We start from the raw sequence: 15,288 nt of genomic DNA, 5'->3' as shown, positions 1-15,288 counted from the left end.
CTTGTTGTTTCTTGAATATTCTTAAATCTTAAACTGATTGATAAGGCGTAACAATCCTTCCGATTGGGTATGCATGTTTTTGGAAAACCCGGTTAAATCGTCTGCACCGCTTGCGATCTCCTGAGTTCCTTCTGAAATGCTTAGGATCGTTTTTGCGATTTCGTCCGAAGCGCGTCTTTGTTCTTGTACGGCTTCTTCAATTTGAAGACTAAAACTCATAAGAGAACTAGCACTGCTATGAATTTTTTCAGTATTTTTTTCTTGAGTGTTTACCGAATCCAAAACGGTTTTTGCTGAAACTCCGAACATATCTACGGAACTTCTAAGTTTTGCAAGAATTTCAGAAGCTTCTTTTACTTTTCCGGTTCCGTTCATTACGGCCCGATTTGTGGATTCTACAAGTTGTCCGATTTCTTGAACACTATTGGAGGTTTGAGAGGCGAGTTTGGAAATTTCTTCCGCAACTACCGCAAAACCTTTTCCGGCTTCTCCCGCTCTGGCCGCTTCGATTGCGGCGTTTAACGCGAGTAAGTTGGTTTTTTCGGATATATCTGTAATGATCGATAAGATTTCGTTGATCCTAGAGGCGCTGTCTCCTATTTCGTCCATCGCTTTTGTGGATTGATTCATAGAACTTTCGCCCGTAACCGCTTGTTGTTGCGATTCGCTTGCGAGAAAGGAAAGTGATTTCATCTCTTCGTTGATTTTCGCGATTTGTTCTTTCAAAAGAATTACGTTTCCGTCTATATCTTTCATGTGAGAAATCGCTTTTTCCATAGAACTACCTACGTTTTCTGCGGAAGAGGCCAATTCTTCGATTGCTGCTGAAGATTCTTCCGACGCGGAAGCTTGCTCCTGGGCTACGTCATAAAAACTTTTAGAAGATTCCGCCATTTTATCTGAGGTAGAATTGAGGGATTCAGAAGAATCTTTGATTTCGAAAATGATTTTTTTGATATTATTCTTCATCTGATTGAGAGAAAGAAGAAGTTTTCCGATTTCGTCCTTACGTTCATATTGATTGGCTACCACTAAGTTTCCGGAAGAAATTTCTTCGGAAAAAGAGATTGCAGTGTTGATTCCATTTGTAATCAATTTTTGGAATATTACATTTAATACAAATAGGATCAAGATCATTGTAATTAATGAAGTAGTTATCGTTTCCAGAATGATCATAGATAGATTTTTCCAAAAAATACCATAAGGCACGCTTACTTCTAAAATCCATTTTTTATCGTAATTGCCCAAGTAAAAGGAATAGAAGAAATGTGTGGATTTATCTTTTTCGTAGATTTGGATTTCTTTTTTTTGACTACCTTCTAAGATTATTTTTTTCCATTCTGGGTCTTGAATTTCCTTTCCAACGAGTTCTGGTTGTAACCCGTTTGCCGCGTAGATTCCTCCCGGAGAAATTAAAGTTAAATAACCTTGTCCTTGATAAGGATGAATTGTAGCCAACATTTCTTGCATGTTTTTCATAGCAATATCCATGCCCACAACTCCTGCGAATTCTCCGTTTCTACGTAATGGTTTTGCCACCGAAATCATTAGAACTTCTTTTCCGGATACCGGATAGGCAAACGGTTCTGCAATATAATCCTTTCCTGTTTTTTTAGGAATATTATAAAAATACCCACTCATGTCTTGATTTTCGTAGTAGACTACCGGTTCCAATACGAGAGGTCGATCTGGTCCAGACGATTTATTTAAATAAGGTATAAATCTTCCTGTGGTATCGTAACCTTGTTTGTTTATATACTGCGAATCGTTAGAGTCATATTTTCCTGGTTCAAACACGGACCAGGCTCCAAAATAATTTGGATCTGAGTCTGCAAGGTCTTTTAGTGTTTCTATCGTTTCTTCTCGGCTTGGCTTTGAATGACTAAGTTGGAATTCTAATCCTCTCAATCCTCCCAGCGCTTTGTCAAAAAAGTCTTGGATTTCAAATGCGTATCTGGACGCTATTAAAGAGGAAGAATCATTAATATCCTGCGTAAGTTTAAAATAAGCTGATACTGCGTTGATGGATGTGATTGCGATGCTTCCTGCCATAAGTACAAGGGCAAGATACAGGGATATTCTAAATCGGATACTCATGAATTTCCTCCTCTCTTTGTGTATCTTAAAAACTGTGGGAAAAACCGATGCTAAACCAAAATAAATGTGCCGGTATTTTCTGCAATAAATACGATTCTCGAACCATCTGTCTGAGTGAACCGTCTCCTGCGTCCGGAATTAAAGGGCTACTCGCTATTTGATCCAATACAAATTGATTGAGAGGACCATTTACTTTAGAAGGATCTACGATCAATCCGTCTTTTGTATTTCGGTTAACGTATCCTCCTGTGGCTCCGTAATAGTTATCCGTATCGTACATATACAGATTGGGTCTATAAACGTGGTTCCCTTTGATGAAGAATTTTCCAAAATAAAAAGTTAAACTGCTAGTGATGTCCTGAATTCCGTATCGGTTATCTACGATATTATTGGACATTGCGTATCCTACATTTACCGCAGGAGTGATTCTAAAAAAATTCTCTTTAAAATATTCGTGGCTTATATAAAGAGAAAGATAATTTTTCCCCGCTGCCAAACCAGAGTTTTCCTGACTCATTTGAGTATAAAAAGAAATGGTAGGAGTTAAATAAGCAATAAAAGGAAGAAATGAAATTTCTGGGAGTTGCCAAAAGATATAGTATTCTTGCCAAGCGAGTCTTGTTATCTGATTAGAAGTATTGTTAGAACTTGTAATTCCCTGTGCGGCAAGAGAATTAAAACCTCCTAATGGAGTCGAAACATAAGCTGGGTTTTTGTGAAACGTATTGTAGAACCAAGTTCCGACGGTAAATTTTCCCCAACTCGTTTTTTCGAAAGTATAATAAAACGCATAGAATAAACCGTCTGCTCGTTTCATTCCGTTTTGTTCTTTATAAGGTTTTGGAGTTAATCCTCCGCAGGTTTGCCCAGTAGATACGTTTCCATTCATTAAATTATTTTGGGTATCATATACACAACTTTGATTGAGAAGATCTGGTCCGGTGCCGTAAATGGATTTCCTTGTCCAGGATAAGCAGGCCCCGGCCCGCCCGGAAACAATTGAATACGCCCGTCGTTATCTTTATCGTTTCTGTCTGTTAACTGAAAGTTACCCCAAAATTGAATCATAAATCCTTTGAGAGGTGTGTTGATATTGATGGTAGGTTGATAAGAAGGAATCACTGTCGTAGAAGGATAATTTTCGTTTCTACGACGATTGGCCATCTCACCTGAAAAACTGAGTCCTCTCCAAATGAAGTCTGTGACGATTTCGTGAGTAACGTCTATGGTTGTATCGGTTCCTTGAGGGTGCGAATGAGGTGGTTCTCTTTCTATTGGGGCAGCAATTCCAGAATACTGATTAGAACGTTCGGGTTTTGAAGTTGTCGTTGAAGATTTTTCTTTGTCGGAAGTGAAAATTGTATTTTTGTTTTTATCTTGCGGTTTCTCATACGTTACGTTTACTACATTTTCTTTGTTGATATAACGGATGAAATCGTCGTTCTCCGCTAAAAGCACTTTTTCTTCGTCTTCTAAAAGCACTTTACCTCGATAGATTAAACCATTTTTTAAACGTACTATGTCGGCTGCAATTAAGTGAGACTCAAAACAAAAGAACAAATAGAATAAAAATAGAATATAGGATTTAAGCTTCATACGTTAACCACTTTGTAAATTTTTTATTTCCTAATTTTTCGAATTTCAAGCAGAATTGAATATTTCCGAGTTTATGATTTTTTGACTCTCAATTCAAAACGACCCCGGAAAAAATAACAAAATAAAAGAGAAAGTTAGGAATCAACTCAGAAAAACTTTTTATTTTTTTGAATTGGATTGATAAAGTAAATCTTAAGAAACCTATTTTCTTTGAGCGTAAAGTATATCTTGACTTGGCTTTAAAACGTTTTTAATTTTTTTATTTTTGAAAATTTTTCGAAAATCTGAAGAGAAACGTTAAGTTTTAAATCGGCATTCCCTAGTAGTTTTTATAAAAAACAAATTTTGTAATCAAAGAATAGAATCTTTTCGATTTAACTTGTTTGGATGATGTATCTAAAAACCGAATTGAGACAAATTTGCGTTTTTTAAGAGGAGAGCCCATTTTGAAATTAGCTGCACTCTGTATAAGAAGACGATTTTTTTAATTTCTTAGAGTTTTTAATACTTATAAAAAAGTAAAATTTATAGTCTAAAAAAATCTTAGTATTGTTCAAAAGATCGTTTCTAAAAATATAAGTTATGTCTCTGGAATCGCTTTTAGAAATTAAGAATAAAATTATATTTGAGTATCCTTTTTTATAATTGCAAAATGAAATCCAAGAAAGGTTTTGAACGGACGTTTAAGTTTTGTTGTGAATTTTTAACCTAACGTGAATTTGGTGAAAAAACTAAAATCTTTTCATAAAAAAATTAAATGCAGTAGTTCCTAGAGATTCAACATTTATGAGTTTGAAACTATATTTTATTGTTAAACTCATAAATGAGTTCGTAACATTTTCAAAGTCTTTCCGAAAAAATATTGTCTAAATATTCTTTTTGTATTTTGCATCTGGGCTCTTGGATTCCGTTTTTCATCGTAAAAATTCTTTTTTTGTTTTGAAAGATTTCTAAGTTCCAGGTCTTCTTTTGTAACTTTGTATGAATGTAAGATACAAATGAGTCCGCAAAAAAATCATCAGCATTTGTAGCAGAATAAAGAGTAGGAAAAGGAGTTTGTTCTAATATAGGATAAATACGATCCCAGTTTTTAGAAAGTTCAATCGGTTTGGATGTATAAAATTTAATTTCTTTTCGAATTGGAAAAAACCAATCTAAGTAAGAAATGTCTTCGGTTTCCCAGATTCCTTTTGAAAATTCAAATTTGCTAAAGTCTCTATATTGTTCTCTAAAATCAGGCACGATTTTGTCTTGAACGGAGATGATATGCCCAACTTCGTGTAACAGTATGTATTCGATCGCTGTTTCAATTTTGTTTTTTGTGTCTGATTCAATTCTTACCTTAATTTGAATATTTTCGGAAGTAAAAGGTGAGTTTTCTTTTTGAGTGATCCATTCGTTTGCGGTTTGGTTCAATAGTCTTGTATCCAAAAAGACTACTCCACCTCTGGGTCCGGTGTTATCATAAACAAAGGAGCTAAGACCGCTACTTCCTAAATTTTTACAAAGGACCACTTTAAAAAGAGAACGATCGAGCAATGTATTTACCGAATTTGGAAGAGATTTTCTAACGGTGTTTAGGCGCTCTTTCCAAAGATTCAATTCGTTTTCAGCTTCCGGTAAATCGGAAATACCGTCGATTCGATTCATTTCCTGAATGAAGTTTTGTTCTTCCGAGTCTAGTCCAGAGATTCTTTGTTCCCAACCTTCTATTGATGAATAACGTTCTGCTTGGGTAATTGGATGTTCTCTAAATAGCCGATAATAAGGGTTGTTTCCCTGAGAAGGTTTGCAAAATAAAATTCCAAAAAAGACAAATACTTTCCAATTCGTTTGCAAATGTTTTACTAAGAGCATAGTTAAAGATTTTTCTAAAATCCCTAAAAGTAAACACGAATCGGATTTGGATTTTTGATTTTGAAAAAAAGATCGGAATGATTTGCGCTTATTTAGGATGCTTGTAAACTTGGACGACAAATTTCCCGAAGCGGAAATTTCTGAAATAAAGATGTTCTATTTTCTGTTGCCTACACTTTTTTTATTCTGTCGTCTGGAATCGGCTGAAACAAATCCTTGGAGTCTTCCCATTGGTGAAAGAATTATCAATCGAAAACACGTCACACATATTGTGATAGAGACCCGAGCCGATCATTTTAGAGTTTCCATTTTATTAAATGAACGTTTCCCTTATAACTATAAATCTAGATCCAGTTCTTTTTTTATCAGGGTAAATGATGAAAAAGAAGCGCTCAAAATTTCAGAAAAGCTGGATCAATATTTAGAATCGGGTTGGAATTTGAAAATTTATCTTTCCGGATCGGAAATTGTTCGTTATGACTTGGATAAAACGATTCAGTAAATTCAAATCCGGTTTTTTAAACCCTTTCACTTTTTTTGAAAGGGAATTTAATTATAGCGAAGCTCAGTCTTGGAAGGACCAGACTAGAATCGATCAGTCTTTTATACGACTCGCGTTTCTTCTTCATTTTATGATGTATTCTACGCTTGCGATTCCGGAGGTCAGAAGTTCACAAAGAGGAGGTCTTTATTTAGGGATTATCTTTCTGGTCAACGTAATGGGACTGGTTCTTTCTTTTCAAGAAAGGTTTCTTTCTTGGGTAATTCATATCTCGAACATAATCATCATTTTTCTGTTGATGAACTTGTTCCACGAATCCTTTTATCACTTTCGGGATTTGGAAAGTCTTCAGATCTATAATAATTACTTTTTATTAATATCGTTTATTGTAATATTCCAAATGTTTCGTTTAAAAAAAGGTTCTTGTTTTTTAACCGGAATGGTTGCTATTTGTCTGCATATCCTTTTCGTTTCTATCAAAAGAATAGAACTTGGATTGGACGATTTTTCTAGAATCCTTTTTGTGCCGGATGTGGTTTACATTCTTTGTATATTTATCGGTACTTCCTCTGTGATCATTGTAAAAAGACTGATTTCTATTTCGTCCGAGTTGGATCTGGAATATAAATACATTCAACAGGATCTTACTGTGGCAAAACAGGTTCAGGAGAATTTATTTCCTGGAAAACTGAGTATCAAAGGAATTCGTTACGAGGTGATGAGGATTGCTCCCAATCATATAGGCGGGGACTTTTTCGATTTTGTACAACTCCGGGAAGGAAACACTGGAATTTTTCTTACAGACATAGCGGGACACGGGATCGCCTCCGCTCTTGTCGCTTCGATGGTCAAGATCATCGTTTCTACAATGCCTTACATTTTGAAAGTACATCCTTCTCGTTTGATGGATTATATAGATGATTCTCTCCATAAACAATTTCAATCTTATCACGCGTCTGCGATTTATATGTTTTTAGATTTTATTTCTAGAGAAGTTACGTTTTCGAATGCGGGACATCCATATTTGATCCACGGTTCTTTTTCAAAAGAATTTCACGAGGTAGAAACGGAAGGCGCCATTTTAGGTTTTGGAATTAAAAAGCCAATTGCGGAACAAGTTAAATTTCCTCTTGTAGAAAAGGATCGTTTCTTTTTATATACGGACGGTTTGATAGAAAACAAAAATTGGGAAGGAAAACTTCTTGGAACAGAAGGGCTACTTGAAATATTGAATGCGAACCGATTTGAAAAAGATTTGAGCACCTTTAAAGCGAACGTACAAAAAACGGTCGAAGATTTTTTTGGAAATGTAGCTTTGGAAGACGATACACTTTTTTTGATCGTGGAAGTGGAGTAAAATAGTAATGAATGAAAAATTAATCAGTATCACTAAAGAAGGACAAATCGCAATTCTTACGATCCAAAGACCTTCCGCTTTGAATGCTCTCAATCGGGAAGTACTAACTCAAATTGGTCAGGAAGTGGATGTACTTGAAAAAGATAAAAATATAAGGGTTTTAATTGTGACAGGTGAAGGTAAGGCGTTTGTTGCCGGAGCTGATATTTCCGAGATGAAGGACTTAAACCTTTCTCAAGGAGAAGAATTTTCTAAATTAGGAAATTCTGTATTCCAAAAACTGCATCAATCTAGAATCGTTTCGATTGCTGCGATCAACGGTTTTTCTCTTGGCGGAGGGTTGGAGCTTGCTCTTGCCTGTGATATACGAGTTGGTTCTGAAAAAGCGAAGTTGGGTTTGCCGGAAGTTTCTCTGGGATTGATTCCAGGTTTTGGAGGTACACAAAGACTGGCCAGATTGATCGGTTATGCGAGAGCGATCGAGCTTGTAGTTACCGGAGAAATGATTTCTGCTGAAGAAGGTTATAGAATCGGAATTCTTAATAAACTCGTAAAAGAGGGAGAAAGTATATTAGATTTTTCTAAATCAATTGCAAACTCGATTCTCAAAAAGGGACCTCAGGCAATCGAAAGAGTCAAAAAGACGATCCAACAAGGTTTGGACGTTTCTTTAAAGGAAGGGATTTCTATCGAAGAAAAGGCGTTTGGCGCCTGTTTTGATGGCGGTCAGTCCAAAGAAGGAATGAACGCGTTTTTGGAAAAAAGATCGGCTCAATTTTAATTGCCAAGAAGTTGTGTTAGTTCCCACATTTTTGGATTTAAGCTGTAAAATCTCGACTTGTGCGTTAGTTCCCACATTTTTGGATTTAAGCTGTAAAATCTCGACTTGTGTGTTAGTTCCCACATTTTTGGATTTAAGCTGTAAAATCTTGATTTGTAATAGTTCCCACATTTTTGGATTTAAGCTGTAAAATCTCGACTTGTGTGTTAGTTCCCACATTTTTGGATTTAGGCTGTAAAACCTTGATTTGTAATAGTTCCCACATTTTCGAAGTTAGGCTGTAAAACCTCGACTGTGTTAGTTCCCACATTTTAGGAGTTAAGCTGTAAAATCTCGACTTGTGTATTAGTTCCTACAAAAAAATTTAAGGAAAAATCATTCCTTCAAGTAGTTTTCAGAACAAACGAGACGGCTTTTTTATAAAGAACCGGCTGTCATTTTTTGTAATCTGATAGGATTCAGAAATTTATAAAATTACATAAAAATATAAAGTTTTATAATTTTAATTCTGAAATTTTTAAAATGTGGAACTGCTGCAATTTGTAGAATGATAGAAACTCTACTTTGATGTTTTAAAATAGAGTTGTTGAAAATATACAAACGATTTTATCCATTCGTTTTAATGAAAAAAATGAAAGAAAATTAATTTTTCAACAACTCTAATCATGGATCATTCTTTTTTTGAAAAAATTTTTTATCAAAAAAAAGAATCGTTTTTACATCAAACACATGTTAATCCATAAAAACAAAAAAACTTTTACAATCGGATAAAAATGAAAGTGATCTTCTCCATGTTCAAGACGGGAATTAAATTATTTAAAATTAAAATTCTATTGATATTTAGTATCACCTTATCTGTTTCATACAACGTATACTCAAAGGATGTAGAAAAAATAACGATCTATGTGGATGAACATCCTCTACTTGTGGAAGTGGTAAATAATCCAGCGGACCGCGCTAAGGGGTTGATGTATCGAAAATCCATGGGGGAAAACGAAGGTATGCTTTTTGTTTTTGCAAAACCAGAATATTTGAGTTTTTGGATGAAAAATACTCAGATTCCTCTTAGTATCGCATATTTTAACATTGATCGAAGGATCACCGATATACACGATATGAAACCAAATCAAACGAAAGAATTGTATCATTCTAGCGAAAAAGCATTGTATGCCTTGGAAGTAAATCAGGGTTGGTTTACTAAAAGGAAAATAGGCAAATACGGAGTGTTGAAAATTCCGGAACGGGTAAGGGCGGTTCAATAATCGGTTAATACGTGTAAGTCGATAGCGATTTTAAATATTAAAAAATATGAATTGATAAACCCTAGGAGATTTCCTAGGGTTCAATGGTTTTTGTTTATAGAGATTCAGAAACTAATTTTGCTTCTAAGTCGTTTAATGTTTTTGTATCTACAACTTTAGTAGATTTTAGTTTGCCTTGTTCCGCCATTTTTAAAATGGTTTTTGATCCTACGGTTTCCGAAGATACTACGATCTCTTCTAATTTACCTTCTTTTTCAACAAAGAATTTTCCAGGTTCTGCGCGAAACACAATCAGATTTTGAGAGTTACCTTCTTTTTCAAATTGAATGTCCAATCTTTTTCCGAAATTGGAATAACTCAGTAAAAGTTTTTCTCCGTTTTCCTCGTAGGCCTTAACGTATTTTCCATTTTTATCATATTCATTGTAACCTATGGGGTTACTACCAGACCAGAATTCAATTAAGTTAAATAGTATTAAATCGAAGAAAAATCCTACGAAATAAAGAATGCTGAAAGGAAAATACATAACGAGAGTTTTAATGAATTTAGCCAATAAACCGCTGCCTATATTAAAACTATCGTTTACTTCATACACTTTTTTAACGATTGCAAACTTACCGAAACAGTTCCCAAAAGAAACGAAAAGAATCATCGGCATAAGAATCGCTATAATAGCCTTACGAAATTTGTTTTGTTGCATGGAAAGGACAACTCCTTGATCGAATTTTTGAAAATTGAATCCTCTCCTGAAAATTATGCAAGATTTTTCTTTTTTTAAAAAGGAAATTCGAATTAGAGCCTACGGATCATCGTGGCATATTTCCTTGACCGGAGTTAGGTTTGAAAAAAGATAGAGGGAACATCGGGAGCGAAGGATTTGCTTTTTCCTACTTTAGAATTTTTCGTATTTTTTATCTTCGTATTCCTGATTTATTGGTATTTCATTCCGTATTTCTTCGGAAAAGATACAAAGTCTCTTACTCTCACACATTTTTTTTTACTCATTGTCAGTTATTATTTTTACATGAGCTGGGACTGGAGATTCGGCGGTTTGATACTACTTTCCACGGTGATCGACTTTATACTTGCCGATAAAATCTATTCTTCCAAAAATCAAAGGATCAGATGGATACTGATTACTACCAGTTTGGTTTTGAATCTTGTATTCATCTTAGGTTTTTTCAAATATTATAATTTTTTTGCAGAATCTATCAATTTATTTCTTGGGAATTTTGGTGTAAAGAATGCACTTCCAGTTTTACACATCATTCTTCCTGTGGGAATTTCTTTTTATACGTTTCAGTCTTTGAGTTATACGATCGACGTTTATCGAGAACAGATTCTTCCCGAAAAAAGTTTTTTAAGATTTGCTTTGTTCGTTTCTTTTTTTCCTCAACTCGTTGCAGGTCCCATCGTAACTGCAAAAACTTTTTTACCTCAGTTGGATACGATTAAAAATCTGACCGAGATTCGGTTTAGAAAGGCGATTCGTTATTTTATGTTAGGTTATATTAAGAAAGTAGTGCTTTCGGATAACGCGGCTCCGATCGTGGAAAAAATTTTTGCAGATCCTACAAGTTTTGGAACCGTGGCCCTTTGGTTAGCGGTTACTTTATTTCTCATTCAAATTTATTGCGACTTCAGCGGTTATACCGATATGGCTTACGCTTCAGCGTTGTTGTTAGGTTACGAACTTCCTGAAAATTTCCGTATGCCTTTTATTGCAAGAAGTGTTACCGAACACTGGAGAAGATGGCATATCACTCTTTCTACTTGGCTTAGGGACTATGTATATATTTCTTTGGGAGGAAATCGAGCGGGAGCGTTTCGACATAGATTTAATCTTTGGTTTACTATGTTTATAGCCGGTTTTTGGCACGGGGCCGCTTGGACGTTTATCATCTGGGGAAGTTGTCAAGGAACGATCTTATTGATAGAAGCGATTTACGGAAGTCTCAAAGAAAAACACTTTCCAAATTTACAGATTCTTCCGGAAAGGATTTTGGCTCCGATCCAAATTTTTCTGACCTGTTTGATTTCGGTTACGGTAGCGACTTGGTTTAGAGCGGAATCCGTCACTAAAGGATGGGTTATGTGGAAGAAGATGTTCTTTTTTAACGAAGGAGGTTTACGACCTTATATGTTAAAGACAGGAATTCCGGTTATACTTTGTGTGATCGTAGGACATTGGTTAGGTTATCTGATCTTTGAAAAAAAGAAAGAATGGAACCTTCCCGTTTGGCTTGAGTTTTCCTTTTATCCTGTGATTGCGGTGGGTTTGGCTCTTTTGACTCCGGATCTGGAACTTCCTTTTATCTACTTTCAATTTTGATTGAGTTGTTTAAAAATTCCATAGTGGCGATTGACAAAACTGGACCGTTTCCATAAAACAAAAACAGATGGAGAATTCATTTTTCAACAATTCTAATTCGTCTTATGAATGTTAGACGTTAAAATTTTGAACTAATAATAAAAAGAAACTATATAAATATATTTGAAGTTTTGATTAAAGTTAGTTCATTATTAACTTTAATCATCGTATCAAGACGCTATTTTAAAAGCCAAGGAAAGTTATCACCGAGTTTTAAACAACAGAAAAAGTTAAGTGAGTTTCTTTCCGAATGTAATTGAGTTAAAGTTGATGAAGACATTGATCCATCGTAATGATAAAAAAATATTTCCAATTGTAGATCATTTATATCGTTACCGTCGCGTATTTTACGGTTTTCAAATTTTTCGCTTTATAGTTTCGACGATAGAGATCAGTAAAGTGGCTGAAAAGTTGGGATTAAAGCCGTACATCGTCTAACTTCGTTTTTTGGTTATGCTGCATGAACCAGCCTCGTGTTGCAGTCACGTAAGTGTTCATCCAGTTATTATTACACAAGTGTTTGCGAGTTAAGAAACATATTAATACGAAATATATCGGTAAGGACTTCAATTCAAAAAAAATCAAAATAAAATCCTTCTCGACAAACATTCATTCTACGTCGACTCTGATCCGGATATGTCCGGCAACCCAGACAAACAACCCAGAAGCCATCGATACCATCCTGGAGTTTATGCGGATTATATCATACAAATTGAATTTGGTTTGATTACTCTTCATGCAAAAATAGGAAACATTTCCGAAACCGGAATATGTCTGATTCTAAACGGAGAAGATTTAAATGTAACGGAATCGGTTTCAGGTTCGGTTATCGAAAAGAAATCCGAAAAACGTATCGAATTTGAAGGTGATATTGTATGGGCCAGCAAAGAAACGATTGATGATAAAATACGATTTGTCTACGGTCTTAAATTTAGAGAACCTTTGATTTTAACCGAGTCTCTGGTTTTGATCAATCTTTCCTTACAGGACCCGTAGCCCTTTAGCTTTTTACTTTAAGTTTCCGGATTGCCATATTCGCTTCCTTGAAGATCTTTGAATCATGGATTCTTCTACAAAAAAGGAACAAAAACAAATCGTTCCTAAAAAGCCTACTTTAAGAGAGATTGAAATTGGTCTACTCAAGAAGATCAAAGAAGGGGATGATGAGGCGTATATTCAACTTGTTAGTCCGTTTCGGGAAAGACTTTATCGTAAGGCGATTTCGATGGTAAAAGACGGAGACGACGCGGAAGACATTGTTCAAGACGCTCTCATTTCCGGTTACAGGTCCATTCGTAATTTTAGAGCGGATTCCGGAGTTTACACCTGGCTTTATCGGATTGTAGTTAACAAATCCAAGGATATGTTAGCGAAACGAAAACGGGCTAAAGAAAATTCTATGGATGATAAAGAATATCAGGTGACGGACGATCGATTGGGGTTCGAAAAAAAAATTGAACTTAGTGATGAGTCCAACTATCTAATTAGCAAAATCAACGACTTGGAAGATCTCTATAAAGAGGTAATCGAACTCAGATACTTTGAGGAAATGTCCTACGCACAAATTGCGGAAGTTCTGGGAACGAATGTAGGGACCGTAAAGAGCAGACTCTTTAAGGCAAAAGAATTCCTAAAACATTTGATTCTACAAGACGGTAAGGGTGAAGGATACTTTAGGTAAAAGAAAATGGAAAAATTACATTCAAAATTTAGAATTCCGCTTTTCCTTCGAAAGGAAGACGGAGATCTGCTTAAAATTGAAAATTCGCTTGTAAAAACTATGTCCGAACTTAGGGACAAGGAATTGAGCCATATTAATTTGAGTCAGGAGTTTTCAATTCGACTAAAAAATCAGCTCAAAACCGTTCAACTCGAACCTGAAAATGGATGGAAAAGGATTTGGGAAAACACTTTTTCTAATCGAGGTTTACAGTTTTCTTTTTCGGGTGTTTTGGTATTTGCAATTGTATTCGTAACTTATAATCGAATTCAAAGTTCTGGTGTAGAAAATCAATCGGAAAGGGCTGGTACTTTATTTGGACAATTGGAAACCGGAAATTTTCAGGACATTCCTTCTTCTGGTAAGTTTCAATCCGGGTTAAGTGAAGAACTTCTCAAACAAATCTCTTCTACTTCTGAATCTAGAAAAACGGTTTTATCTCTTCGAAAATATTTTTTTGAAAGAGGAGAGATCCGAATTGTAGAAGAATTGGATCGAATTTTAGAACAAACTAACAATCCATAAACGTGATCGAATATAATGACGTATAACTTTATTTTTTTAAAAATGAATCTAATATTAGATTTTTTTAAACTTATATTGAGTGAATGAGGAATCGATTCTTTTCAAAGATTCGAAACAATGAACTCTAATTTAGTTTTGTTCTTACATATTAGAATTTTTGAAAAACAATTCTCTATTCGTTTTATGGAAACGGTCGCTTGAAGTAGTTTTGTTGATCTGAACTATGAAATTTTTCAACAATTCTATTATTGTAATTTAAAGTGTTTAATTGGAACGAGGCGTAGTCTTGACGAGTTTGTTCCAAAATCAGAAATGTGAGACTTATATAAAACTTGCTACCTAATAAGAAACTCGAAACTGTAAAATTAATCAAATGTTGTTTGTATCTGAAAAATTGAAATCAATACATGTTTAAAATAGGATTTTAGTCGATGCCAAAACCGATCCGTTATTCTTACACTTATTTACAAAAAGTTGCTTGGGGAGATATGGATGCGTTTGGGCACGTCAATCATGTGATTTATGCAAAGTATTTTGAAAATGCAAGGGTAAATTATTTCACCGATTTAAAACTATGGGACACTCCGGATACGTTTGCTCAAGCGGGTCCGATTATTACACATATTCAAATAGAATATAGAAAACAAGTTCGTTATCCAGATACGTTGGATATTACGATGCAGGTAGATTCTATTTCTTCTCGTTCTTTTAAAATTTCATGTTCGATGTGGAATCAAGAAGGGGATTGTGTGGCGACTGCAAACGGAGAATTTCTTTGGTTGAACTTTGTTACTCAGAAGCCGATCCAACTTCCTGAAATCTACAAAAATTTATTTATTCAAAGTCGTGTTTGAATACTTGAAAAAGATCCATTTTCTAATTTGTAAGTGTTCCTATCGTTTCAGAACTGATCGTAAGATCTCCGAATCGTAATAGTTCCCACAGTTTTTTATAAAAACTTAGAACTTGTTCCAAAAAATGTAAAGCGCAATAGAAGCGAGACTTTTTCGTTCCATAAATGTGGCATCTACTACGAAAATTGAACGATGTTCGAAAATTTGCAAATTGCCAACGACTGAATCTGTAGAAACTACTGTATTTTATTAAAAATTTCTAAAGAATGATCGCGTAATATTCTTTGAGGTTTTCGGGAAGTTCTTATCACTGAGCTTACTTTACAACGCGAAAGAAATTGATTACGAAAGCGATTATTGTGCTTC

At 34.9% G+C, this 15,288-nt stretch carries 12 protein-coding genes and 1 pseudogene; 9 read left to right on the top strand and 4 right to left on the bottom strand.

All coding sequences use genetic code 11. The annotated features are described in order from the left end of the window. Nucleotides 1-21 precede the first annotated feature (21 nt). From LEP1GSC059_RS11725 to LEP1GSC059_RS11715, 3 genes and pseudogenes are all read right to left on the bottom strand, one after another. Nucleotides 22-2,097 carry a methyl-accepting chemotaxis protein gene (locus tag LEP1GSC059_RS11725; protein WP_004428716.1) on the bottom strand — a complete coding sequence of 692 codons (2,076 nt, stop codon included), beginning with the start codon at nucleotides 2,095-2,097 and terminating at the stop codon, nucleotides 22-24. 25 nt (nucleotides 2,098-2,122) lie between these two features. Then, nucleotides 2,123-3,693: pseudogene (locus tag LEP1GSC059_RS11720) on the bottom strand (LA_0442/LA_0875 N-terminal domain-containing protein). Between the two features lie 840 nt (nucleotides 3,694-4,533). Further along, nucleotides 4,534-5,550 carry a hypothetical protein gene (locus LEP1GSC059_RS11715; protein WP_002180304.1) on the bottom strand — a complete coding sequence of 339 codons (1,017 nt, stop codon included), beginning with the start codon at nucleotides 5,548-5,550 and terminating at the stop codon, nucleotides 4,534-4,536. 151 nt (nucleotides 5,551-5,701) lie between these two features. Between LEP1GSC059_RS11715 and LEP1GSC059_RS11710 the strand changes: the two genes are divergently transcribed. The 4 genes from LEP1GSC059_RS11710 (at nucleotide 5,702) to LEP1GSC059_RS11690 (ending at nucleotide 9,452) form a co-directional block, all read left to right on the top strand. After that, nucleotides 5,702-6,052, top strand: coding sequence for a hypothetical protein (locus LEP1GSC059_RS11710; RefSeq protein ID WP_036027213.1), 351 nt, complete (start codon nucleotides 5,702-5,704; stop codon nucleotides 6,050-6,052). Further along, on the top strand, nucleotides 6,027-7,409 hold the full coding sequence (locus LEP1GSC059_RS11705; protein ID WP_017215816.1) for a PP2C family protein-serine/threonine phosphatase: 1,383 nt from the start codon (nucleotides 6,027-6,029) through the stop codon (nucleotides 7,407-7,409). Before LEP1GSC059_RS11710 ends, LEP1GSC059_RS11705 begins: the two co-directional genes overlap by 26 nt. A gap of 7 nt (nucleotides 7,410-7,416) precedes the next feature. After that, nucleotides 7,417-8,190 (top strand): enoyl-CoA hydratase-related protein, encoded by a 774-nt coding sequence (locus LEP1GSC059_RS11700; RefSeq protein ID WP_002180356.1) that lies wholly within the window; start codon nucleotides 7,417-7,419, stop codon nucleotides 8,188-8,190. Nucleotides 8,191-8,963: 773 nt separating this feature from the next. Then, nucleotides 8,964-9,452: a DUF192 domain-containing protein gene (locus tag LEP1GSC059_RS11690; protein ID WP_002180343.1), complete on the top strand. Its 489-nt coding sequence runs from the start codon at nucleotides 8,964-8,966 to the stop codon at nucleotides 9,450-9,452. Nucleotides 9,453-9,546: 94 nt separating this feature from the next. On the opposite strand, the gene LEP1GSC059_RS11685 is transcribed toward LEP1GSC059_RS11690, so the two are convergent. Further along, nucleotides 9,547-10,152, bottom strand: coding sequence for a DUF3332 domain-containing protein (locus tag LEP1GSC059_RS11685; RefSeq protein ID WP_002180337.1), 606 nt, complete (start codon nucleotides 10,150-10,152; stop codon nucleotides 9,547-9,549). A gap of 177 nt (nucleotides 10,153-10,329) precedes the next feature. Between LEP1GSC059_RS11685 and LEP1GSC059_RS11680 the strand changes: the two genes are divergently transcribed. The 5 genes from LEP1GSC059_RS11680 to LEP1GSC059_RS11660 all read left to right on the top strand — a co-directional run bounded on the left by LEP1GSC059_RS11680 (nucleotide 10,330) and on the right by LEP1GSC059_RS11660 (nucleotide 14,922). Beyond that, complete coding sequence (locus LEP1GSC059_RS11680; protein WP_017215812.1) at nucleotides 10,330-11,784, top strand: MBOAT family O-acyltransferase; 1,455 nt, start codon at nucleotides 10,330-10,332, stop codon at nucleotides 11,782-11,784. A 675-nt stretch (nucleotides 11,785-12,459) separates the two neighbouring features. Further along, a complete protein-coding gene (locus LEP1GSC059_RS11675; RefSeq protein ID WP_002180359.1) occupies nucleotides 12,460-12,819 on the top strand; it encodes a PilZ domain-containing protein in 360 nt (119 codons plus the stop codon). Nucleotides 12,820-12,883: 64 nt separating this feature from the next. Next, nucleotides 12,884-13,504, top strand: a complete 621-nt coding sequence (locus LEP1GSC059_RS11670) for an RNA polymerase sigma factor (protein WP_002180329.1) — start codon at nucleotides 12,884-12,886, stop codon at nucleotides 13,502-13,504. Between the two features lie 6 nt (nucleotides 13,505-13,510). Then, on the top strand, nucleotides 13,511-14,068 hold the full coding sequence (locus LEP1GSC059_RS11665) for an LIMLP_12425 family protein (RefSeq protein ID WP_002180315.1): 558 nt from the start codon (nucleotides 13,511-13,513) through the stop codon (nucleotides 14,066-14,068). 431 nt (nucleotides 14,069-14,499) lie between these two features. Then, nucleotides 14,500-14,922, top strand: coding sequence for an acyl-CoA thioesterase (locus tag LEP1GSC059_RS11660; RefSeq protein ID WP_002180331.1), 423 nt, complete (start codon nucleotides 14,500-14,502; stop codon nucleotides 14,920-14,922). The last annotated feature ends 366 nt before the right edge of the window (nucleotides 14,923-15,288 follow it).

Source organism: Leptospira noguchii serovar Panama str. CZ214 (assembly GCF_000306255.2).
Taxonomy (GTDB): Bacteria; Spirochaetota; Leptospiria; order Leptospirales; family Leptospiraceae; genus Leptospira; species Leptospira noguchii.
This window is presented reverse-complemented; position numbering and strand designations above follow the sequence as displayed.

Coding starts and splice junctions, on each gene's coding strand:
- LEP1GSC059_RS11725 (WP_004428716.1), bottom strand. CDS start 2,097: ATGAGTATCCGATTTAGAATATCCCTGTATCTTGCCCTTGTACTTATG.
- LEP1GSC059_RS11715 (WP_002180304.1), bottom strand. CDS start 5,550: ATGCTCTTAGTAAAACATTTGCAAACGAATTGGAAAGTATTTGTCTTT.
- LEP1GSC059_RS11710 (WP_036027213.1), top strand. CDS start 5,702: ATGTTCTATTTTCTGTTGCCTACACTTTTTTTATTCTGTCGTCTGGAA.
- LEP1GSC059_RS11705 (WP_017215816.1), top strand. CDS start 6,027: ATGACTTGGATAAAACGATTCAGTAAATTCAAATCCGGTTTTTTAAAC.
- LEP1GSC059_RS11700 (WP_002180356.1), top strand. CDS start 7,417: ATGAATGAAAAATTAATCAGTATCACTAAAGAAGGACAAATCGCAATT.
- LEP1GSC059_RS11690 (WP_002180343.1), top strand. CDS start 8,964: ATGAAAGTGATCTTCTCCATGTTCAAGACGGGAATTAAATTATTTAAA.
- LEP1GSC059_RS11685 (WP_002180337.1), bottom strand. CDS start 10,152: ATGCAACAAAACAAATTTCGTAAGGCTATTATAGCGATTCTTATGCCG.
- LEP1GSC059_RS11675 (WP_002180359.1), top strand. CDS start 12,460: ATGTCCGGCAACCCAGACAAACAACCCAGAAGCCATCGATACCATCCT.
- LEP1GSC059_RS11670 (WP_002180329.1), top strand. CDS start 12,884: ATGGATTCTTCTACAAAAAAGGAACAAAAACAAATCGTTCCTAAAAAG.
- LEP1GSC059_RS11665 (WP_002180315.1), top strand. CDS start 13,511: ATGGAAAAATTACATTCAAAATTTAGAATTCCGCTTTTCCTTCGAAAG.
- LEP1GSC059_RS11660 (WP_002180331.1), top strand. CDS start 14,500: ATGCCAAAACCGATCCGTTATTCTTACACTTATTTACAAAAAGTTGCT.